Origin of the sequence: Lysobacter lycopersici (genome assembly GCF_007556775.1) — a bacterium.
Classification (GTDB): Bacteria; Pseudomonadota; Gammaproteobacteria; order Xanthomonadales; family Xanthomonadaceae; genus Pseudoluteimonas; species Pseudoluteimonas lycopersici.
On sequence record NZ_CP041742.1, the window covers coordinates 1653448 to 1675676 of the forward strand.

At 65.7% G+C, this 22229-nt stretch carries 19 protein-coding genes and 1 pseudogene; 10 read left to right on the plus strand and 10 right to left on the minus strand.

Going from position 1 to position 22229, the window contains the following annotated elements:
* Positions 1 to 112: 112 nt before the first annotated feature.
* Positions 113 to 3016, minus strand: coding sequence for a TonB-dependent receptor plug domain-containing protein (locus FNZ56_RS08270; RefSeq protein WP_143879384.1), 2904 nt, complete (start codon positions 3014 to 3016; stop codon positions 113 to 115).
* Between the two features lie 194 nt (positions 3017 to 3210).
* Here FNZ56_RS08270 and FNZ56_RS08275 point away from each other — a divergent pair, with 194 nt between their 5' ends.
* Complete coding sequence (locus FNZ56_RS08275) at positions 3211 to 5136, plus strand: lytic transglycosylase domain-containing protein (RefSeq protein WP_246064781.1); 1926 nt, start codon at positions 3211 to 3213, stop codon at positions 5134 to 5136.
* Between the two features lie 129 nt (positions 5137 to 5265).
* Positions 5266 to 6480, plus strand: a complete 1215-nt coding sequence (locus tag FNZ56_RS08280; protein ID WP_143879386.1) for a multifunctional CCA addition/repair protein — start codon at positions 5266 to 5268, stop codon at positions 6478 to 6480.
* Here FNZ56_RS08280 and FNZ56_RS08285 read toward each other — a convergent pair.
* Positions 6477 to 7484 carry an integron integrase gene (locus FNZ56_RS08285; RefSeq protein ID WP_143879387.1) on the minus strand — a complete coding sequence of 336 codons (1008 nt, stop codon included), beginning with the start codon at positions 7482 to 7484 and terminating at the stop codon, positions 6477 to 6479. The two genes, FNZ56_RS08280 and FNZ56_RS08285, sit on opposite strands and share 4 nt — an antisense overlap.
* A gap of 219 nt (positions 7485 to 7703) precedes the next feature.
* Here FNZ56_RS08285 and FNZ56_RS08290 point away from each other — a divergent pair, with 219 nt between their 5' ends.
* Positions 7704 to 8099: a hypothetical protein gene (locus FNZ56_RS08290; protein WP_143879388.1), complete on the plus strand. Its 396-nt coding sequence runs from the start codon at positions 7704 to 7706 to the stop codon at positions 8097 to 8099.
* Positions 8100 to 9464: 1365 nt separating this feature from the next.
* Positions 9465 to 9896 (plus strand): hypothetical protein, encoded by a 432-nt coding sequence (locus FNZ56_RS08300; RefSeq protein WP_143879389.1) that lies wholly within the window; start codon positions 9465 to 9467, stop codon positions 9894 to 9896.
* Positions 9897 to 10507: 611 nt separating this feature from the next.
* Here the strand turns inward: FNZ56_RS08300 and FNZ56_RS08305 are convergent.
* Positions 10508 to 10861 (minus strand): VanZ family protein, encoded by a 354-nt coding sequence (locus FNZ56_RS08305; protein WP_246064539.1) that lies wholly within the window; start codon positions 10859 to 10861, stop codon positions 10508 to 10510.
* 53 nt (positions 10862 to 10914) lie between these two features.
* A complete protein-coding gene (locus tag FNZ56_RS08310; RefSeq protein ID WP_246064541.1) occupies positions 10915 to 12099 on the minus strand; it encodes a class I SAM-dependent methyltransferase in 1185 nt (394 codons plus the stop codon).
* 45 nt (positions 12100 to 12144) lie between these two features.
* On the opposite strand from FNZ56_RS08310, the gene FNZ56_RS08315 reads away from it, so the two are divergent.
* Positions 12145 to 12885, plus strand: a complete 741-nt coding sequence (locus FNZ56_RS08315; RefSeq protein WP_143879391.1) for a pteridine reductase — start codon at positions 12145 to 12147, stop codon at positions 12883 to 12885.
* Between the two features lie 8 nt (positions 12886 to 12893).
* On the opposite strand, the gene FNZ56_RS08320 is transcribed toward FNZ56_RS08315, so the two are convergent.
* The 4 genes and pseudogenes from FNZ56_RS08320 to tsaD all read right to left on the minus strand — a co-directional run bounded on the left by FNZ56_RS08320 (position 12894) and on the right by tsaD (position 15876).
* Positions 12894 to 13739, minus strand: coding sequence for a DUF6159 family protein (locus tag FNZ56_RS08320; protein WP_143879392.1), 846 nt, complete (start codon positions 13737 to 13739; stop codon positions 12894 to 12896).
* Positions 13740 to 13784: 45 nt separating this feature from the next.
* Positions 13785 to 14258 carry a 2-amino-4-hydroxy-6-hydroxymethyldihydropteridine diphosphokinase gene (gene folK / locus FNZ56_RS08325; protein WP_143880315.1) on the minus strand — a complete coding sequence of 158 codons (474 nt, stop codon included), beginning with the start codon at positions 14256 to 14258 and terminating at the stop codon, positions 13785 to 13787.
* A gap of 228 nt (positions 14259 to 14486) precedes the next feature.
* Positions 14487 to 14837, minus strand: a pseudogene (gene folB / locus FNZ56_RS08330) (dihydroneopterin aldolase); the annotation flags it as partial.
* Positions 14838 to 14847: 10 nt separating this feature from the next.
* Entirely contained in the window at positions 14848 to 15876 is a 1029-nt protein-coding gene (gene tsaD, locus FNZ56_RS08335; protein WP_143879393.1) for a tRNA (adenosine(37)-N6)-threonylcarbamoyltransferase complex transferase subunit TsaD, read from the minus strand.
* Positions 15877 to 15966: 90 nt separating this feature from the next.
* Between tsaD and rpsU the strand changes: the two genes are divergently transcribed.
* From rpsU to dnaG, 5 genes are all read left to right on the plus strand, one after another.
* Positions 15967 to 16182, plus strand: coding sequence for a 30S ribosomal protein S21 (gene rpsU / locus FNZ56_RS08340; protein WP_056134345.1), 216 nt, complete (start codon positions 15967 to 15969; stop codon positions 16180 to 16182).
* A 104-nt stretch (positions 16183 to 16286) separates the two neighbouring features.
* Positions 16287 to 16733, plus strand: coding sequence for a GatB/YqeY domain-containing protein (locus tag FNZ56_RS08345; RefSeq protein WP_143879394.1), 447 nt, complete (start codon positions 16287 to 16289; stop codon positions 16731 to 16733).
* Between the two features lie 4 nt (positions 16734 to 16737).
* Positions 16738 to 17130, plus strand: coding sequence for a hypothetical protein (locus FNZ56_RS08350; protein ID WP_143879395.1), 393 nt, complete (start codon positions 16738 to 16740; stop codon positions 17128 to 17130).
* A 7-nt stretch (positions 17131 to 17137) separates the two neighbouring features.
* Positions 17138 to 17635, plus strand: coding sequence for a GNAT family N-acetyltransferase (locus FNZ56_RS08355; protein WP_143879396.1), 498 nt, complete (start codon positions 17138 to 17140; stop codon positions 17633 to 17635).
* Between the two features lie 21 nt (positions 17636 to 17656).
* A complete protein-coding gene (dnaG, locus tag FNZ56_RS08360; protein WP_143879397.1) occupies positions 17657 to 19378 on the plus strand; it encodes a DNA primase in 1722 nt (573 codons plus the stop codon).
* On the opposite strand, the gene FNZ56_RS08365 is transcribed toward dnaG, so the two are convergent.
* Positions 19375 to 21267 carry a chloride channel protein gene (locus FNZ56_RS08365; RefSeq protein ID WP_143880316.1) on the minus strand — a complete coding sequence of 631 codons (1893 nt, stop codon included), beginning with the start codon at positions 21265 to 21267 and terminating at the stop codon, positions 19375 to 19377. The genes dnaG and FNZ56_RS08365 overlap by 4 nt on opposite strands.
* A 69-nt stretch (positions 21268 to 21336) precedes the next feature.
* Positions 21337 to 22119, minus strand: a complete 783-nt coding sequence (locus FNZ56_RS08370; protein ID WP_185970698.1) for a calcium-binding protein — start codon at positions 22117 to 22119, stop codon at positions 21337 to 21339.
* Positions 22120 to 22229: the final 110 nt, after the last annotated feature.

Below are 22229 nucleotides of genomic sequence, written 5' to 3' on the forward strand. Positions count from 1 at the left end.
CAGCCGCGACGAATCCCGGTAGTCGGGGCTAAAGCCCCTCCCACATGAGCACCTCGCAAACAAAACGGGCGGCGATTGCTCGCCGCCCGTCCGTACATCGCGACCGGAACGATCAGAACTTCAGGTTCGCCCGCACGTACCAGAAACGACCCGGCAAATCGTAGGTCGAAGCGTCGTAGCCGTTGAGCGAGCAGCTCAGGCACACCGGCGGATCCTTGTCGCCGAGATTGTTCACGCCGCCGATCAGTTGCAGGCCCTTGAACAGCGCCGTGTCCCAGGTCACCTGGAGGTCGTGGTAGGTGACCGAGCCGAGGTGGTTGAGGCTGGGCGTGTTGGCCGTGCTGCTCACGTCGCAGATCGGGAATCCGTCGGCGCCGGCGCAGGATTCGGTCAGCGAGCTGATATGGCGCATGGTCCAGGTCACGCCCCAGTTGCTCTTGTGCCACTGCGTGGCCAGCGTGGAGGTCCACTCCGGGATCGCGCTGTCGTTGGTTTCGATTCCAACGCTGCGAGGTTCCTTCGCGCCTACTTCGTTGGTGAGGTCGTACTTGCCGACGAAGGTGTTGCGCCAGTCGACGCGCAATTGGCCCCACGACTGCGACGGCACCGTCCAGCCCAGGTCCACGTCCCAGCCATCGGTGTTGATCGTGCCGAGGTTGTCGAGGATGTCGTTGAAGCTGTTGATCGCGCCATTGGCGTTGCGGGTGTAATGGCTGCAGGCCTCGGCGTCAAGCGTGGCGACGCAACGGTTCAGGATGGTCTGCGCGTCCGGCGCCTGGATCGCGTCCTGGATGGTGTGGTGGTAGTAGGTGACGCCGAAGTCGAATTTCTCCGACCACGACGAGTTCGTGCCCCACGTGGGACTCCACACCGCACCGAGCATGTAGCTGTGGCTGGTTTCCGGCTGCAGGTCGCGGTTGCCGGCGGTGACCACGGAGATCTGCGGGTTCGGCTGCTCGTAGCCGGCCGGGACGCCATCCGCCACGCAGTTCGGCAAGGTCGCGCCGGCGCCGGAGCAGGGATCCTGCAAGGTGGCGTCGAAGCGGCTGAAGGTGCCGTACAACTCGCCGATCGACGGCGCGCGGAAGCCTTCCGCGAACGAACCGCGGACCAGCAGCTCGTCGGCGATCTGCCAGCGGAAGCCGGCCTTGCCGGTGAATTCGCCGCCGAAGGTCGAATAGTCCGAATACCTGCCGGCGAGGCTCACGTCGAAGGCCTTGCCGAACGCCGAATCGCGCGTCAGCGGGATGTTGAATTCCGCGTAGGCCTCGTTGACGTCGTAGCTGCCGCTGGTCGCGCCGGACGGCACGCCGTTGTATTCGCCGGCCACGGTGATCGGATCGGGCGTGTAGCTGCCTTCGTACTTGCGGTATTCGAAGCCGGCCGCGAACGAGGCCGGGCCCGCCGGCATCGTGAACAGGTCGCCGGTGATGTTGGCCGAGAACGAGGTCAGCTTGTTCTCGCTCTGGTCGTGCACGACCGGCTGGATCCACGCCAGCATTTCCGGCGTGATCGTTCCCGGGCCGCCGAACAGGTTGAGCGGCACGCAGCCGGCGATCGCGAGGCAGGCATTGACGTCGCCGAGCGCCTCGTTGATGCGCTTGAGGTTGTAGCTGCCGTAGTTGGTCTGGTCGGCGCTGCTTTCGCTGTGGACGAAATTGACGTCCCAGTCGTAGACGTGTTCGCTGCCGAAACTGCCCTGCAGGCCGCCGTTGACATACCAGGTATCCACGTCCTGCTCGTACACGCGCGGCCCGCCCTCGACCGGGCGCCGGCCGAGCAGGAACAGATTGGCGTTCGGCCCGACCGTGGTCAGGTCGAAGCCGAACGGGTTATAGGGATTGTTGGCGGCGATGACCAGGTCGGTTTCGGCCCAGTGGTTGTACACGCCCGCATCGGTGCCGAGGAAGATCGGTTCGGGCGCGGCCTGGTTCACCGAATGGCGCTGGTTGTAGAGCACCTTGAGGTAGCCGGTGACCGCCGGCGTGAAGTCGTAGTGGACCTGCCCGAACACGCTCTTGCGTTCGGAAGGCGTGAGCAGGAAGTTGTACGGCGCGAAGTTGAAGCGGTCGTCGGTCGTGAAGCAGTGGAAGTCGTCGCTGCGCGTGGCCGGGCAATCCGGTTCGCCGCTGGTGTAGGTCGGGTCGGTGGCGCCGGTATTGGGCGTGATGCTGTACACCTGCCCGGTGTTCGGATCCTGGAACACGAAGCGGCCGTAGGGCGTGGCCGAACTGCCGTTCGACAGGCCGGTGCCCGGCACCGGGAACTGCGAGATGTCGCGGTCCGCGGCGGAGATGTCGTCCTGCTTGTAGTAGCTGGCGCCGAGGAACCAGTCCGCGCGGTCGGTGCGTCCGCCCCAGCCGAAGTCGGCGCCGTAGGTCGCGCCATCGCCTTCGTCGTACTCGCCGTAATGCAGGTTGAGGGCGAAGCCGTCGATGCTGCGCCGGGTGATGATGTTGACCACGCCGCCGATGGCATCGGAGCCGTAGATCGCCGAAGCGCCGTCCTCCAGCACTTCGATGCGCTCGATGATCGACAGCGGGATGGTGTTGAGGTCGACCGAGGAACCCACCCCGGAGGCCGAGGATTCGTTCACCCAGCGGATGCCGTCGACCAGCACCAGCACGCGCTTGGAACCGAGGTTGCGCAGGTCGACCGTGGCCGCGCCCGCGCCGACGCCGCCGCCATCGGGCGGGAAGCCGAAGTTGCCCGAGGAATTGAACTTGGTGTTCAACGCCGAGCCGCTGGCGGTCAGGTTCTGGACGATGTCCGCGACGGAGGTGAAGCCGCTGCGGTCGATGTCCTCGCGGGTCAGGACCTGGACGGGCACCTGCCCCTCGACCTCGGCGCGGCGGATGCGCGTGCCGGTCACGGTGACGGTATCGAGGGTCCTGGCCTGCTGGCCGGTGGTGGTGTCGGTGGTCGCGTCCTGGGCGAATGCGACGACGGGCAGGGCGGAAAGCAGCAACGAAACATGGACGGCCGTGGTCAGCCGGTGGCGGCGCAACGACTTCATGTGAGATCCCCAAAGGAATTGAGAGGTTCCATTCACGCCAGCCCCCTGCTTCGCGGGAATGTGACGTCCTTGTAAACAATTCGTAAAGGCGGTTCAAGCACCGGCGTCCCGGGAATTCAGCCGTGCTTGGCTATAGTCGAACGAATGCCTTTCCGGAGCGTATCGACATGAGGACCGTCGCCCTGCTGCTGGCCATGTCGCTGGCCACTCCGCCCCTCGCAGCCGCCATGCCGGGCGATGCGCAGGTGCAGGCCGCCCTGCAAGCAGCCGAGGCCGGCCAGCCCTACGACCCGGCAGCGGTGGCCTCGAGCCCGGTCGCGGGCTGGGTGGAATACGCTTCGCTGCGGCGCAACATTGATAGTCTCCCGCCGCAACGTGGCCAGGACTTCCTCGCCCGCTACCGCGGCCAGGCCGTGGCCGAGGCTTTCCGCCAGGTCTGGCTTCCGGCGCTGGCGCGCCGCCAGGACTGGACCAGCTACCTCGCCGCATGGTCGCCGGCGGTGCAGGACACCAGCCTGCGCTGCGTCGCGCTCAATGCGCGGCAGGCGCTCGGCCAGATCGATGCGGGCTGGACCAGCGACGCGCAGGCGATCTGGCGCAGCAGCGGCAAGTCGCTTCCCCCCGAGTGCGACCCCGTCTTCGCCCTGCTCGCCGCCCGCGGCGGATTGCCGCCGGCGTTGCGCTGGGAACGCATCGACAAGGCCGCCGGCGAATGGCAACCGGCGGTGATGCGCGCGGCTGCGCGCGGCCTGCCCGCGGACGAAGCCGCGCTGGCGAACGATTACGCGTCGTTCTTCGAAGCCATCAACGAACGCGCCTTGAACTGGCCGAAAACCGACCGCAGCCGATGGATGGCTTCGCAAGGGTTGGCGCGACTGGCGAAATCGGTGCCGGTCGCGGCCGAAGCGCAATTGCCGAAGTACGCGCAGGCACTGGGCTTCACCGATGCCGACCGCGGCCGCGTGCTGTACCAGGTCGCGTTGCAGTCGGCGTCGTCCTACGAACCCGAAGGCGCGCGCCGCCTCGCCGCGGTGCCGCTGTCCGCCTACGATGACAAGCTGCACGAACTGCAGGTTCGCGAGGCCATCGCGCGCAGCGATTGGGCCGGTGCGCTGGCCGCGATCCGGCGCATGGGCGACGCGCAGCGCAGCCAGGCGCGCTGGACCTATTTCGAAGCGCGATTGTCGGAACTCACCGGCGACAAGGCCGGCGCGCAAGCCTTGTATGCGAAAGCCGCGACCAAGCCGGAATTCCACGGCTTCCTCGCCGCCGACCGCATCGACCAGCCGTACACGCTGTGCCCGCTGATCCCGCACGACACGCCGGCGGCGAAGGATGCGGTCGCGCAAACGCCGGCACTCATTCGCGCACTCGCGCTGTACCGCATCGACCGCCGCGGCTGGGCGCAACGCGAATGGGACGACGCGCTGTCGCGCTTCAGCGACGACCAGCGCCGCATCGCGGTCGGTTTGGCCGAGGACGCGGGCTGGTTCGACCGCGGCGTGTTCGGCTTGGTCAACGTCGGCGGCAAGTCGTATCCGGACGAATCGCGTCTGTACCTGCTGCGTTTCCCCATGCACCACGACGCGACCATCCGCCGCGAAGCGCAACGCAACGGCCTCGACCCGGCCTGGGTCGCCGGCGAGATCCGCTCGGAAAGCGTGTTCGATCCGAAAGCGCGTTCCTCCGCAAACGCGCGCGGCCTGATGCAGCTGTTGCCCGGCACCGGTGCCGAGGTCGCGCGCAAGCTCGGCCTGCCCTGGGGCGGCGCCGACAGCCTCTACGACCCGGATACCAACATCACGCTCGGCAGCGCGTATCTGCGGCAGTTGCTCGACAAATACGGCAAGCCCTACCAGACCATCGCCGCCTACAACGCCGGACCGGCGCCGGTCGCGCGCTGGACTTCGCAACGCCCGACGATGGATCCGGATTTCTGGATCGAAACCATCAGCTACAAGGAAACCCGCGAGTACGTCGCGCGCGTACTCGCCTTCAGCACGATCTACGACTGGCGCCTCAACGGCAACGCCGCGCACCTCACCGATCGCATGAATGGCGTCGCGAGCGGCAAGCGCATCGCCTTCACCTGCCCGTTGGCGACGCCCCCAAAGCAATAGAACTCCTCCCCTTTGCGCAAGGCGCAAGGGGGAGGCTGGGAGGGGGTTGGCATCATTCTCCACACCCCTCCCCAACTCTCCCCTTCGCTGCGCGAAAGGGAGGGAGCGCAATTCGTGCATCATCCCTCCATGGACACCTACCTCGTCGGCGGCGCGGTGCGCGATCGATTGCTCGGCCTGCCCGCCGGCGATCGCGATTACGTCGTCGTCGGCGCGACCGTGGAACAGATGCGCGCTGCCGGTTACCGACAGGTGGGTCGCGATTTCCCGGTGTTCCTGCATCCCGGCACCGGCGAGGAGTACGCGCTGGCGCGCACCGAACGCAAATCCGCGCGCGGCCATACCGGTTTCGTGGTGCATGCCGATCCGTCGGTGACGCTGGAAGACGACTTGCGCCGCCGCGACTTCACCATCAACGCCATCGCGCAGCGCGAGGACGGTTCCCTGGTCGATCCCTTCGACGGCGCGCGCGACATCGAAGCGCGTGTGCTGCGCCACGTCGGCGAAGCCTTCGTCGAGGATCCGCTGCGGGTGTTGCGCGCGGCGCGGTTCATGGCGCGATTGGCGCCGCTGGGCTTCAGCGTCGCGCCGGAAACGCTGGCACTGATGCGCGACATGGCGAAGGGCGGCGAGCTCGCTGAACTCGCGCCCGAACGCGTCTGGCAGGAGTTGTCGAAAGCCTTGCGCAGCAAGGCGCCGTCGGCCTTCCTGCGCACCCTGCGCGATGCGAATGCGCTGGTCGCGGTGCTGCCGGAAGTCGATGCGCTTTACGGCGTGCCGCAGCGCGCGGAATTCCACCCGGAAATCGATACCGGCACGCACGTCGAACTGGTTTGCGACATGGCGGCGACACTCGCGCCGGGCAACGACCTGGTCGGTTTCGCCGCGCTGATCCATGACCTCGGCAAGGCGCTGACTCCGGAGGGCGAGCTGCCACGCCACGTGATGCATGAGCAACGCGGCATCGCGCCAGTGGTCGCGCTGTGCGAACGCCTGCGCGTCCCGAACGAGCACCGCGAACTCGCGGTCATCGCCTGCCGCGAGCATTTGAACGTGCACCGCATCGACGAGCTGAAACCCGCGACAGTGCACGAACTGTTCGCGCGCTGCGACGGTTTCCGCAAGCCTGCGCGGATCGCGCAACTCGCGACCGCGTGCGAAGCCGATGCGCGCGGTCGCGCGGGACTCGACGATTCGCCGTATCCGCAGGCCGGCATCCTGCGTCGCCTGCACGCTGCGACGCTGGCCGTGCGCAGCGCGGACGTGGCCGCCGGACTCCAAGGCTCTGCCGTCGGCGAAGCGCTGCGCAAGGCGCGGATCGCGGCGATCGCGAACGCGCGTTAGCGATCCAGCGGGCTCAGCACGCCGCCGGCGCCACGATTCAATACGTGCGTGTAGACCTGCGTGGTGCACACGTCCTTGTGTCCCAGCAGTTCCTGCACCGTGCGGATGTCGGCGCCGTTTTCCAGCAGGTGCGTGGCGAAGCAATGCCGCAGCGTGTGCGGGCTTGCCGGCTTGTCGATGCCCGCGCGCCGCGCCGCCGCGCGCACGGCGCGCTGCAATCCGCTTTCGTCGGCATGATGGCGTTTCTCGCGTCCATCGAGTGGATCGCAAGCACGACGCGCGGCAGGGAACACGTATTGCCAGCCGAGATCGCGCTCCGCGTTCCGGTATTTCCGCGCCAGCGCGCCCGGCATCGACACCGCGCCGAAGCCGGCTTCCAGATCGCGTGCATGCAGCACGCGCACGCCGTCCAGCTGCGCCTGCAATGCGGCTCGCAGCGTTCGCGGCAACACGGTCTTACGATCCTTGCCGCCCTTGCCCTCGCGGATGGTGATTTCGCCGCGCGCCATGTCCACATCCTTGACCCGCAGGCGCAGGCATTCCATCAACCGCAAGCCGCTGCCATAGAGCAGCCCGGCCATCAACGCCTCGCGCCCGGCCAGATGGTGCAGCAACGCCAGCGTCTCCGCGCGCGACAACACCACCGGCAAACGCGGCGCACGCTTGGCCCGTACCACGTTCTCCATCCACGGCAGATCCAGCGCCAGCACTTCGCGGTACAGGAACAACAATGCCGACAGCGCCTGGTTCTGCGTGCTGGCGGCAACACGGTCCCTCCGCGCCAGGTCCGAGAGGAATCGCTCGACTTCCATGCCACCCATTTCGCGCGGATGGCGCATCGTGTTGGCGTGGATATACCGGCGAATCCAGTACAGGTACGCCTGTTCGGTGCGCAGGCTGTAGTGTTTTGCCCGCAACCTGCGCCGAACTTCGTCCAACAGGCGCGGCCTGCCAGCGTCGGCCCGCGAACCTGTTATGGCTGCAGCCGTGCGGTCATATTGCATATGGACGTCTCCATGCCGGATAACGCCATCAATGTTCCATCCCGAACGCCGCCGGCACATCCAGCAGAACCGCAATTTTCCCTAGGAAACCCCCGATTGACGCCTCGCATGCTCGGGAACAGAATCCGGATACGCCCCAGTTCGGGGTCTAATAGTAGTTAGACGACACGAGAAATGTTCTCTCGAACACCACGGCGGCGGGCGGTTTTCCTTGCGTACATGCTAATCGTGTTTCTTGCTCAACCCGCCGTTGTTGCCTGGTACTACCAAGAGACGCTTCGCCGGGGCTGGTATGAGAAAGACGGCGACACCATCGGCATCCCAATCGTTGGCAACCTGCTGGTTTGGGCATTTGTGCTGCCGTTGGTCGCTTGGATGCTCGTTTGGCTTTGGCGACGCTACGAACCTGCCGTTTCGATCTTTGTAACAGGCTCAGTTTCGCGGTTGCGGTCCGTCGGGTACACAATTTTGGCCGGCATTGTCGTACTAAGCGCGGCACTTTGGGTCGCTGAGGGTGTTCAGGAGGCACTTTGGCTCACCACCATCTACGCGCTCATTTCGATGCATGCGGCACTTGTGCTTCGTGCATCAGGCCTGGGTGCACGTGTCGTCTAACAACTCGCTGCAGCGGACGGCCGGGCTTCGCCCGTCCGCCGCTGAGCTCATGATCCGTTAGCCCCCAAAGAAATATCTACGTTCTGCCCGGGATCGCGTCACATCACTTCGAGGTTTAGAGATGAGTAACTTTGCTACTTCATTCGCACAAGACGTTATCTTTTTTTCAATTCCTGTAGTGATTGGGGTCCTGATCGCGAGCCGTCGGAACCGTAGCAAGGTACTTTGGGGCGTGTTGTCCGTATTTATCGTGCCGTTGTTTGTATTGATTTTCTTGCCTAAGAAGCAGGCTGTTGTGGAGCCACATGGGGGCTAACAATTCGTTCAAGCCGAAACCGCTTCGCGGTTCGGCTTAACTCAAGCGTTAGGCCGCTTTTAGCCAAATGAAGATTTCAGTCCTTTTCTTCGTAATCATTGCGCTCTCCAGTTGTTCTCGCGGAAAGATATTTACACTTGAACTTGGCGGCCCAATAGAAAACCCGAGCAACCCAGAATGGGTTGAGCTATTTCAGAAAAAGGCCAATGAATTCTGTTCTGGCCATGCCATGATCGTTAAAGACTCAGTAGTCTTCACCCAGCATGGCATGGAGGGTCGTGTGGTATGCGAGTAACGCGGCCTAACAATTTATTCAAGCCGACGCCGCTTCGCGGCGCGGCTTAATTCAGGTGTTATGTTGCACAACCAACCTCAGAGGGAACTTGAAATGTCTAAAATCCAAATGAAGCAATGCATGCTCTGGGGAGATCTGTCGTCCGATCGAGCATCAGAACAGTACCCAGAAGAGCCGGTCTGCACCGGTTGCATCAAAGATGAGGAGGCCCGTGGTGAGGACTCGCGCATTGTAAGTGTCGGCGACTTGGTTACAGATCCCGAGGCCGTCTGCGCATTGTGCGATTGCGGCTTTGATGACTAAGCACAAGCCTCTGGTGCAACATAACCAGTCGTCCAAGCGGACGCGCGAAAAGCCGCGCGCCGCTTAACTCCAGCGTTAGGCCGCTATGGAAGCATCTCTGACAACCCTTGGGTACGCCGTTGGCATTGCCACACTCGCTTGGATTGGTGATCGCTGGCTTCGGTCATACATTGATTCGCAGAAACGGAAGCAGCTTGAGACTGAAATTCGTGCAATTGCAGATGATTTGACAACCGACCCAAAAGGTCTTTCGTTAAGAGACGCGATTGACCTACTTGAGATTAAATTGATCCATGAACTTGTCATTGAATTGCGCAAGATGCCGCCAGGTTCTCGCAGTTTGCAAAGAGCGATCGAAATAACTAGGGATACGAATTATGGGCGCGCGGCCTAACAATTCATTCAAGCCGACGCCGCTTCGCGGCGCGGCTTAATTCAGGCGTTAGGGCTCATGAGAAAGATCATTCTCTGTTTCGGGATAAGCCTCTTTTCTCTTGGCGCTCTCGCCGGAGAGTCGGCTGTGTTTAGCGTCAGTAGTAGCGCTCTTTCTTGTTCGCCGTCTGTGGTCAAAGTTGGCAATTCGCTCAATCTCGTGCTCGCGGCTGGCCACGGTCGGGAGCTTGCTGTTCGCCGCGTTTTCGATAACGCTTGGTTCTTTCTGGTCGTGTCCGGCTCAAACCCGGATGAGCCCCAGCTCATGCCGGTCGATGCATTTGCTGCTTCCCGTAGTGTTGCAATCCCGGCTACGGTGATATCGGTTCCATCAGGTAAAACATCACCGGAGCGAGTCTTCTCTGGGCCCGGCAAGTACGAGGTGTACGTTTCGGACAATCTGGAGTCGGAGATCGGCGGGTTCATGTGCACGGTGCAGGTCGTCAGATGAGCCCTAACAATTCGTTCAAGCCGAAGCCGCTTCGCGGCTCGGCTTAATTCAGGCGTTAGGCCTAATGACAAAATTTCTCGCAATCGTGATCGCGGCAGTGGCAATAACAGGCTGCGCAGGCTGGCCGGAAAAGCCGCGTATTTGCTTTGCTTCTGAGCCGTTGATTGCACCGGGAACCGCAGCGGAAACCCGAGCCATTGAGTTCGTTAAGCGCAGGGAAGCATCTAGCTGCAGACCCGCCAACGTCGAGTGCGACTTGCGGCTACGGCGCGATCCAAACGGAGAGATCACAATCATATCTTCTAAAGCCTTCTTTGAAGGCGGCTCTACGACTTGCACAAGGCTAGAAGGCGGCTTCATGAACTACGTGTTCTCACCTAAAGGCGTTCATGTCCGCACAGAACTTGGCCTTTAGGCCTAACAATTCGTTCAAGCCGAGACCGCTGCGCGGCCTCGGCAAAGTCCCGTAGGATTGTGACTCTGCCGTGGCCGCGCAGCGGTCCGGCTTAACTCAGGCGTTAGGCCCCGTCTCGAACCTTTGGCGGCCATGCAGACGTAGTGGTTGATCGCAGCCGATCGCACGCTGCGATGGTTTCCGCGAGCCAGTGCGCTCAGCGCCCAGGTTCGAAACGCAGCAACGCGTCCCGCCACGGCGTCAGCGACGTCGCCAGCCCGGCGAGCACGCCCAGGCTGTTGGCCAGCGCATCGGCGGCATCCATGGTGCGGGTGGTGGTGAGCGCGCCCTGGGCAAACTCCAGGCCGATGCCCAACAGCGCCAGCGCGATGCACACCGACAACCACGACAGCCGCCGCGCGAATAACTGCACCGCGCCGGCAGCCAGCAATGCGTAGGCGGTGAAGTGCTCGCTCTTGTCGCTCACGTGCAGGTTCGGCAGGTCCGGCGCCGGCAGCAACGAAGCGACCACGACCGCGGCGATGCCGAGCGACCACAACCCAGCCCACAACCATGGCCGCCGGAATGGCTTGAGCGAACGTCCGAACCGCCGGCGATGCGCTTTCACAGTCGATGACTCAGATCGCCGGCAAGAAACGCCGTCCCAAATTCCACGTCGCGCGAAAACCCCATTGCCTGGAAGCGCTCGCCCATCGCTTCTGGCAGCGTGAGCTGCTTCGCTTCCTGGCGCAGGCGCAGTTTCGCGGTGTCGTCCTTTGCGCGTTCCTCGGCTTCGGCGAGCCGCTGCATCAGGCCGTTGCCGACCAGGAAACTCGCTTGCGAACAGTAGCCGGCGAAATCGAAACCGGCGCCGGTTCCGGCTTCGGCCAGCGCGGTGAAATCCACCGACGCGGTCAGGTCCTGCAATCCGGGGAACGCATACGGATCGTCGCCGACATGGTGGCTGCGGAACGCGCGCAACGTACCTTCGCTGCGTTGCGGCTGGTAGTACTCGCCTCGCGCATGGCCGTAATCGACGAACAGCATCGCGCCACTGCGCAGGCCGCCCGCCACCGCCTGCAGCCAGTACGGCAACTGCGCCAGAAGCTCGGAACGATAGCCGTCGACGAAAGGCGCATCGAGGCCGCGTTCGACATGCCGCACCGCGGCAGACAGCAGTGAGTCCGCGGGACGATCGCGGCGCACGAAGCGGCCTTCGCCATCGAGCGCGACGTGTTCCTCGAATACTTCGCCATCGCGCAGGGTGAAGCGCGGCGTCGGCAGCGCGTCGATCACCTCGTTCGCGAACAGCACGCCGTTCCATTCGTGCGCGATCGGCCCGTCGAGCCATTCCACCAGTTCGAACAACAAGGGTGGAAGCCGTTTCTGCAGGCGTTCGCGCTGGCGTTCGCGCAGGTCGGCGCTGGGTTCAAGCAGGGCGTAGCGCGACGGCAGCGCGTCGAGCGCGAGCAGGCGCTTGAGCGCGACTTCGGCGAAGGCGCCGCTGCCGCCGCCGAGTTCGAGCATCACCGCGTCCTGGCCGAGTTGCTGCAGCACCGGCGCGATGGCGTCGGCGACCGTCGCGGCGAACAAGGGTCCGAGTTCGGGCGCGGTGACGAAATCGCCGCCCATGCCGAACTTGTGCGAACCGGCGCTGTAGTAGCCGAGCCCGGGCGCGTACAGCGCGAGTTCCATGAAGCGCGAGAACGGGATCGCGCCACCCGCGGCGATGATCTGTTCCTGCAACAGCTTGCGCAGGTGCTCGCTGTGGGCGAGGGCGTCGGCGTCGGGCACGGGCATCCGGGACATGCGCACAGGTTAGGACCTCTGAAAGCGGGGCGCTATCCTGTGGCCATGGGCGAAACCGCACCCGTCGCACTCGTTACCGGCAGCGCGCGCCGCATCGGCGCGGCGATCGCGCGCCGCCTGCACGCCGCCGGTTACGACCTCGCCCTGCACTACCGCGATTCCGAAAGCGATGCGCAGGCACTAGCCGCGGAACTCGAAACCGCGCGCGCGGGCAGCACCTTTCTGCTGCAGGCAGACCTCGCGCAATTCGACCGCCTCCCGGAGCTGGTGGCGAAAACCCTCGGCCACTTCGGTCGGCTCGATGCGCTGGTCAACAACGCCTCGGCGTTTTACCCGACCGCGTTCGGCGCGACCACGCCGGCGCAATGGGACGCGCTGTTCGCGGTCAACGCGCGCGCGCCGTTCTTCCTCGCCCAGGCCGCGGCATCGCATCTCGCGAGCGCGAATGGCGCCATCGTCAACATTGCCGACATCTATGCCGAGCGCCCGCTGCACGGGCATGCGGTGTACGCGATGAGCAAGGCCACGCTGTTGCACATGACCCGCGCGCTGGCGCTGGAACTGGCGCCGCAGGTGCGCGTGAACGCGGTCTCGCCCGGCGCGATCCTGTGGCCCGAGGGCGGCAAGGATGCGGATGCGCAAGCCGCATTGCTCGCGCGCACGCCACTCGGGCGCATCGGGACACCGCAGGAAATCGCCGAAGCGGCGCTATGGCTACTGCGGGACGCGCGCTACTGCACCGGGCAGGCGCTGCATGTCGACGGCGGGCGGATGCTCGACGCCTGAGCGAACGCTCAGGCCTTGCGCTGGAACGCGTCGCGCAACAGCACGCCATCGAAGCCGGCCGGCGCATCGCCGGCGACCGCGTAGCGGTACAGGGCCGCGGAATAAATCCCGCCCAGCGCGGACTGCACGAGGCCGATGCCGACCACCGCCAGCACCGACAGCGCGATCACCGCGATCGCCGCCGTGCCGAGCCCGGCCTTGGCAAGGAATCCGGTCAACGCGAGCCCGACCAGCATCACTGCGAACGCGGCGAGTCCGCCGATCAGGCCGATGCCGCCGTTGCCGATCAGGCCTTCGCCCCAGGTGCGCTTGAGCAGGGTCGCGCTTTCCTTCACCGCCTCGACCGGGCCGACGTCCTGCGCGACCAGCACCGGCACGGTGAGGAAAGTGGCCAGCGTCCACGCCACGCCGACGAAGCCGGCGACGACCTTGCCGACGATGCCGGCGCGCTGTTCGATGCCGCGCAGGATCATGCCGACGGTCGCGGCGATCGCGGCATAGCCGAGGATGGATATCCACTTGCCCGCGGCGATGCGCAGGCCGGTGCCGACGGTGGGATCGCCGCCGTCGAGGCGCACCATCGCCGCACCGACCAGCGCGGTGGTGAAGAAGAACACCACGAAGTACTGCACCAGGTAGAACGCGAAGCCGAGGATGTAGAAGCCGAGCGGCACGCCATCGCTACGGTCGGCGTGTTCGAGCATGCCGAAGCCGAACAATGGCAGCAGGAAGGTCGCCGCGACCAGCACCACGCCGAGCACGGACAACAACGGGAACACCAGCAGTTCCTTATCGGAACGCAGGATCGACAGGCTGGCCTTGGCCAGCGCCCAGCTGCGCGCGAACTTGCCCATTGCGGATTTCCCCCGGTTTTCGATGCGGATGATGGAACGATTCGGCTACAACTCGATCGCCACTGGTTGTGGCGGTGCATCGTGCTCGGGGTGCGCTTCCCACAACTCCTCGAGCGAGGCGCCGCGCACCGGATCGACGAAGTGCGGCGCGATGTCGGCCAGCGGCTTGAGCACGAAGGCGTGGCGCAGTTCCGGCCGCGGCAGCATGAAATCGCCCGGCCCTTCCAGCACCAGCTTGCCGAAGTAGATGATGTCCAGGTCGATCGGGCGGTCGCTGTAGGACTTGTCGCGGCGATCGCGGCCGTGGGCGATCTCCAGCGCGTGCAACCAATCGTTGAGTGCGAACGGATGCATGTCGCTTTCGATCGCGGCGATGGCATTGAGGAAATCCGGGCCGTCGAAGCCGACCGCGCGGGTGCGGTACACCGGCGACAGCCGCACGTTCCCGAAGCGCGCGCGCAGGGCTTCGACCGCGCTGCGCAGGTTACGCTCGGGTTCGATGTTGCTGCCGAGGCTGATGTAGGTAGTGACAGTCGGGCCACGCGCCTTGTGCGCGGCTTCGTCCTGCGGCGACGGCTTCGCGAGCGGCGCTGGTGGAGGCGATGGCGTGGCTTGCGCGATGGTTTCCTCGAGTCGGCGCGCGAACGCGCGCGCGGCGGCCAGTTGCACCGCGGTCGGCGCCGGTTTCGCGGCCGGTTTCGGTGCTTGCTCGGGCTCGGCCGCCTGCACCGGTTCCGGCGGCAGCGAGGCGCGGTCGCGTTCGATCGTCACGCCCACCGCACGCGCACCGCGTACCGCGCCGGGCTTGGACAGTTTCAGCTTCAGCGATTCCACGCCGAATTCGCGCAGGATGATTTCCGCGCAGCGCTCGGCCAGGGTTTCGACCAGCCCGAACGAGGACGCGGACACGAACGCGACGATGCGCTTGCTCACTGCCTTGTAGTCGAGCGTGTCGGAGATGGCGTCGCTGGCCGCGGGCTTGCGGTTGTCGAACGCCATTTCGATGTCGAACAGCAGCGGCTGGCGGATGCGCCGCTCCCAGTCGTAGATGCCGATCTGCGCCTCGATCTCGAGGCCTTCGATGAAGACACGATCCATGGCGCTTCCCTCAGGCAACCGCCGGCAACGATGCCATATCCCAGCGCGGGGCGACGCGCACCGAGGCATCGTCGTGCTGGCCAGCTTCGAGCCGCAGCGCCCCGGCGAAGGCGATCATCGCGCCGTTGTCGGTGCACAGCGCCGGGCGCGGGAACGCGACCCGGCCGCCGCGCTTTTCCGCCATCGCCTGCAGTTTCGCGCGCAGGCGCTTGTTCGCGCCGACCCCACCGGCCACGACCAGCGTGTCGCAGCCGGTCGCGTCCAGCGCGCGTTCGCACTTGATCGCGAGGGTGTCGACCACCGCATCCTCGAAGCCACGGGCGATGTCGGCCTTGGTCTGGTCAGACTGGTCCGAATCGCGCCATGCCAGCAGCACCTGGGTCTTGAGCCCGCTGAAGCTGAAATCCAGGCCGGGGCGATCGGTCATCGGCCGCGAGAATTTGAAGCGCCCCGGCGTGCCGTGTTCGGCCAGCGCAGCCAGTTGCGGCCCGCCCGGATACGGCAGACCCATCAATTTGGCGGTCTTGTCGAAGGCCTCGCCGGCGGCGTCGTCGAGGGTTTCGCCCAGCAGCCGGTAGCGGCCGATGCCCTCGACCATCACCAGCTGACTATGCCCGCCGGACACCAGCAAGGCCACGAACGGCGGTTCGAGGTCGGGCGCCTCCAGCAGCGGCGCCAGCAGGTGGCCTTCCATGTGGTGGACGCCGATCGCCGGCACGTCCAGGGCCCAGGCCAGCGCCCGCGCCGCGCCGGCCCCGACCAGCAGGGCGCCGACCAGCCCCGGCCCGGCGGTGTAGGCCACGCCGTCGAGGTCGGAAGGCGCCAGCCCGGCTTCGGCCAGGGTCTGCCGGACCAGTGGCAGCAGCTTGCGCACGTGGTCGCGGCTGGCCAGTTCGGGCACCACCCCGCCGTACTCGGCGTGTAGCGCGACCTGGCTGTACAGGGCCTGCGCGCGTAGGCCTTCCGCCCCCGGTCTGGCGGTGTCATAGACCGCGACGCCGGTCTCGTCGCAGCTGGTTTCGATTCCGAGGATGATCATGGACTTATCTTGCGCCGGTTTCCGGGCCGCTGCTATCATGCACGGCTCGCCTGGCCCGAGAAGGCCCGGCTTTTCCACCGAGACCACCCAATGCCCAGCGTCAAAGTCCGCGAAAACGAGCCGTTCGAGTTTGCCCTGCGTCGCTTCAAGCGCACCTGCGAGAAGGCCGGCGTGCTGGCCGAAACCCGCAAGCGCGAGTTCTACGAGAAGCCGACCCAGGAGCGCAAGCGCAAGGCCGCGGCCGCGGTGAAGCGCCAGGCCCGCCGTTCCTCGCGCGACGTCACCAAGCGCCAGCGCCTGTACTGAGCGCGGTTGTCGCGACACCAAGAAGCCGGCCGCGCCACGCGTCGCCGGCTTTTTGCGTTTCTGAGCAACGCGTTCCGCACGACCCGAAATCCATGGAGATGGCCATGAGCCTCAAGACCCAGCTCACCGACGACATGAAGACCGCGATGAAGGCCGGCGACAAGGTTCGCCTCGGCGTCATCCGCCTGATCAACGCCGCGATCAAGCAGCGCGAGGTCGACGAGCGCATCGAGCTGGACGACGTCGCGGTGCTGGCGGTGCTGGAGAAGATGGTGAAGCAGCGCCGCGATTCGATCAGCCAGTTCGACGCCGCCGGCCGCGACGACCTCGCCGGCATCGAGCGCGACGAGATGGCGATCATCGAGCACTACCTGCCGGCCAAGCTGGGCGAAGGCGAGATCTTGGCCGAGATCGACAAGGCCATCGCCGCGACCGGCGCCACTGGCCCGGCCGACATGGGCAAGCTGATGGGAGTGCTGAAGCCCGCGCTCGCCGGCAAGGCCGACATGGGTGATGTGTCGAAGCTGGTGAAGCAGCGCCTCGCGGGCTGACGCTTTGAAACTACTGCGTTTCGTGATCTCGGATCGCGATCGGCGCACGGGGCAGCCGATGGGATTGTTGACCTTGGCCTATCAACTCCTGAGATCCAACGATCTGACCAAGGAAGACGACCACGAATTGCGACGACTCGTCACATGGATGGAAACGCAGGTTCCCATCCCTTCCCGTCTTGCTCGCAAACGGAACGTTTCCCACAAGGAAACGCATGGCGTTTCATGGATGAAAGCCGATGCTGCAGAGGCTATTCGCCACCTGCATTTCATCGCCGAGATCGTTCGAAGGCATGGCTACCCGGTCGACATCCTGCAAACCGAACGTCCCGGGTACGTGGTCCACGAAGATGCCTGGCAAGTAGTGGCGGAACCCTTCCACGGCGAACAAGGTTGACCTCCGCATGACCGACACCCTCGTCACCATCCGCCCCGCCACCGACGACGACGTGCCGCTGATCGCGCAACTGATTCGCGACCTGGCCGAATACGAACGCCTCGCCGACGCCGCGGTCGCGACCGAAGGCGGCCTGCGCGAACAATTGTTCGGCGAGCATCCGGCCGCGGAAGTGCTCATCGCCGAAGCCGACGGCGAGCCGGCCGGCTTCGCCCTGTTCTTCCATACGTTCAGCACCTTCCTCGGCCGGCGCGGGCTCTACCTCGAGGACCTGTTCGTGCGCCCGGCCTTCCGCGGCCTCGGCCTCGGCCGGCACCTGATGGCGGCGCTGGCGCGGATCGCGGTGCAGCGCGACTGCGGTCGCTTCGAATGGAGCGTGCTGGACTGGAACGAACCCGCCATCGGCTTCTACCGCGGGCTCGGAGCGGTCGGCATGGACGAATGGACGGTGCAGCGGCTGGAAGGCGACGCCCTGCGTGCGCTGGCATCGCACGACGCGCTCTGAGCCGCGTGGCAAGCTAGGCCCATGGCCCGCATCCCCGACGCCTTCATCGACGAACTGCTCGCACGATCGGACATCGTCGAGATCGTCGGCGCGCGCGTTCCGCTGAAGAAGCAGGGTCGCGAATACTCGGCGCGTTGTCCGTTCCATGACGAGCGTTCGCCCTCGTTCACCGTCTCGCCGACCAAGCAGTTCTACCACTGCTTCGGCTGCGGCGCGCACGGCACCGCGATCTCGTTCCTGATGAACTACGACCGCCTCGAATTTCTCGATGCGGTCGACGAACTGGCCAAGCGCGCCGGGCTGGAAGTTCCGCGCGACACGCGCCAGCGCAACGAGGACGGCGACACCCGCGACGTCTACTCCGCGCTGGACGCGGCTTCGACCTTCTTCCGTCGCCAGCTCGCGCAAAACGACAAGGCGCGCGCCTACGTCGACAAGCGCGGCATCGACGCCGGCATCGTCGAACGCTTCGGGATTGGTTATGCGCCCGACGGTTTCTCCGCGCTGCGCGATGCGCTCGGCACCGATCCGCGCCGAATGCAGTTGCTCGAACGCGCCGGGCTGTTCTCCAAGAACGACCGCGGCAATATCTACGACAAGTTCCGCGACCGGCTGATGTTCCCGATCCACGACCGCCGCGGCCGCGTCATCGCCTTCGGCGGACGCGTGATCGATCCGGAAGACACGCCGAAGTACCTGAACTCGCCGGAAACCGCGCTGTTCCACAAGGGTCGCGAACTCTACGGCCTGTGGCAGGCAAAGCAGGCGAACACCAGGCTCGAGCGCCTGGTCGTGGTCGAGGGCTACATGGACGTGGTCGCGCTGGCGCAGTATGGCGTGTCGCAGGCGGTGGCCACGCTCGGTACCGCGACCACGCCCGAGCACGCGGAACTGCTGTTCCGCAATGCGCCGGACGTGTATTTCTGCTTCGACGGCGACCGCGCCGGCCGCAGCGCCGCGTGGAAGGCATTGGAATCGGTACTGCCGCGCATGAAGGACGGGCGCCAGGCCTTGTTCCTGTTCCTGCCCGAAGGCGAGGATCCGGACACGCTGGTGCGCAAGGAAGGCATCGCGGGCTTCGATGCGCATTTGCACGCGGCGACGCCGCTGTCCGAATTCTTCTTCGCGCACATGTCCGCCGACGTGAACCTGTCCAGCCTCGATGGCAAGGCGCGGCTGGCCGAACGCTGCAAGCCGCTGCTCGCGCAGATTCCCGATGGCGCCTTCGGCGACCTGATGCAGCAGCGCCTCGTCGAACTCACCGGCGTCGGCGCGCGCGCCAGCGCGCCGCAGGTGCACGTTCCGATGCAACGACCGCGCGGCGGTCCGCCTTCGGCGCAGAAACCCAGCCTCGTGCGCAGCGCGATCCAGCACCTGCTGCACCGGCCCGCGATCGCGCTGGAACTGCAACCGCCGGACCGCTACGCCGATGCGCGCCAACCCGGCATCGAACTCCTGCGCGAACTGGTGCAACTGGTGCGCGAGCGCCCGGACATCGGCACCGGTGGCCTGCTCGAGCATTTCGCCGGCCGCGACGAATCCGCGGCGCTGCAGAAACTCGCCGCGCAGGAACTTCCGGGCGAGGAGCCCGCCCTGCGCGCGGAATTCCTCGGCGCGATCGAGCAGTTGGAGAAGCAGGTGCTGCAGCAGCGCATCGACGAACTGCAGCAGCGCATGTCCGAACTCGGCGAAGCGGAAAAATACGAATTGCGCGCGCTGTTGCAGTCGCGACTGCAGCGTTAGCGCTTGGCCTGAGCCGCGCGCGAACTCGCGCGCCAGCGGATGTGCCGGCCGCCTTCGTGCGCTTCCTTCAACCGCCGTGCGTGCGCGGACAAAATGTCGCCGCGGGTGAGAATGCCGACCAGCGGATGCGGCGCATCCACGCCGACCACGATCAGCCGGCCGACGTTCTCCGCGACCATGTGGTCGGCGGCCTCGCGCAGCGAGTGGTGTTCGTGCACCACCATCGGCGGACGCAGCGACAATTCGCCGATGCGGCGATTGCCGGGTTCGGACGGATCGAGCAGCATGCGCCGGGTCACCAGGCCACGCACGCGTCCGGCATCGTCCACGACCGGATAGCCTTCGTGCTGCGCCTCGGCGCGACCGGACTGCATCCAGTGGCGCACGTCGCCGAGGGAATCCTTGGTCCGCAACGACACCACGTCGCGGGTGCAGGCATCGCGCACCAGCACCTGTTCGAGGTAATCGGCCGCGTATTCGGTCGGCACGCGCACGCCGCGGCGCGCGATCTTCTCGGTCATGATGGTGTTGCGCATGGTCAGCGCCGACACCAGGTAAGCCGCCGCACAACCGCCGAGCAGCGGCAGCAGGCCGTGCGGCTGCTGCGTGGTCTCGAACGCGAACACCACCGAGGTCAGCAGCGCGCGCGAAGCGCCGGCGAAGATCGCGGCCATGCCGACCAGGCCGGCGATGCGCGGATCCACGCCGAGCTGCGGCGCGATCGCCATGACCCCGAAACCCGCGAGCGCGCCGAGCGCGCCGCCAATCGTGAACAAGGGCGCGAGCGTACCGCCGGAAGTACCGCTGCCGAGCGCGATCGACCACGAAATGAACTTCATCGCGCACAGGAACGCCAGCGCGCCCACCGCAAAATGGCCCGCGACGATATCCTCGATGTTGGTGTAACCCACGCCCAGGGTCAGCGGCGCGAAGTAACCGACCACGCCGACCGCGACGCCGCCGATCGCCGGCCACCACATCCAGTGGATCGGCAGTTTCTCGAACGCATCCTCGATGCCGTAGACGATGTGGGTGATGGCGACGCTGACCAGGCCGATCGCCGCGCCCAACGCCACGTACACGCCCAGCGCGCCCATGCCCGGCTCCGCGACGTAGGGCATCGCGAACACCGGCGTGGCGCCGACCATGGCATAACGCACGCCGGCCGCGGCCACCGTCGCCAGCGCCACCGGGATCAGCGAGCGCGGGCGTAGTTCGAACAGCAGCAATTCGACCGCGAGGATCACCGCCGCCACCGGCGAGCCGAAGATCGCGGTCATGCCGCCCGCTGCGCCGGCCGCGAGCAGCACCTTGCGCTCGTGCCCGGTGACGTGCAGCAACTGGCCGAGGAAGGAACCCAGCGCGCCGCCGGTGGCGATGATCGGGCCTTCCGCGCCGAACGGTCCGCCGGTGCCGATCGCGATCGCCGACGACACCGGCTTGAGGAAGGTGATGCGCGGCGGGATCTTCGATTCGTTGAGCAGCACCTGCTCCATCGCCTCGGGAATGCCGTGGCCGCGGATCGCGCGCGAACCCCAGCGCGCCATCAGCCCGACGATCAGGCCGCCGACCACCGGCACCAGCACCACCCACGCGCCGAGGTGGTGTTGCGCCGGGGAAACGTCGGCGAACGACCAGCGGCCGAGGAACGCGAGGTTGGTGACCAGGTCGATCAGTTTCACCAGGATCCGCGCGATGAACGCGGCGGCGACACCGAGCAGCACCGCCAGCGCGCACACGAACAGCACGCGCGGCTCGACCAGGGTCGAGCGCCGCGGCATGCGCGCGGCATCGAGGCTGGCGCCGAGCGCAGGCGATACCGGCAAGGCGTCGGTGCTGGCGTCGTCGCGGAGGTGCGGGTGGGTCGACCGAGAATCGGGCGTAGTCATCGGCGACACGCGTGCGAAGGAATGCCTATGGTAGGCACTCCATCACGGAATTTCAGGTGTTTTCTGCGTTCAATGGTCCGCACCCTGAATCGCCGGTGGCGATGCGGTAAATCGTGGCAGGGTCAATTCCGCGTCCCAAGCCGACTCAGTGGGCGGTAACTGCTTCAGCGTGGCCTGGGCGATGGCAGGCCTGGCTGTGAGCGAATGCGCGCGGCAACCGTCCTGCGCGCAGTTCCACGCATCGCCATTCGCAGCGCCGATATTGATCGACTGCGGCGCAAGATCGGCGAGGTAACGACCGACCGTCATCGGTGGTTCGATCAACTTTCCGTTGGAAGTGAACATGGACCATGGCGGCCTGCGCGTCATTGCGTGCACGTTTCCGGTCAACACCAGAATTCGCGCCCGCTGCGCATCCGCGGCGGTCGCACGCAAATGCCCGGACATGCGCAAGTCGCGGTCGCCATCGCCCGATGCGTCGAACAGGTCGATGCGGACATCCGCACCCTGCAGGCGCAGTTCGCGGACGCGATCGATCAATTCCAGCATCGCTTCGCTGTCGCGGCCATCGTGCATCGCGCCTTGCCAGTGTTCACCCGCCAGCAAGGCCTTGCGATCACCCGCATTTCCCGGCGATTCGAGGTAGCGATCGATGCGTGGCTGCTCCCGTGCCGAAACTTCGAGGCCGAGGGTGACAGGCCCGCCACCATCGACGTAGTACGCAACGAGGTCGCCGACCAATGTCGGTGTTTCGCGCGTGCCGTGTACTTCACCGATCAGCACGAACCGGTGTTCGCCGATGGCGGCCACCAGCATGTCCAGCGGCGTTTGCACCGACTGCGGCTTCGCCATGGCTGGCTTCTGCGACGCCACTTGTAGCGCCGGAGCGGACTGGCGAGTGCAGGCCGCGAGCATCAGCGCCATTGCGACCAAGAGCAACCGCATTCTCGATCCTTCGAAGA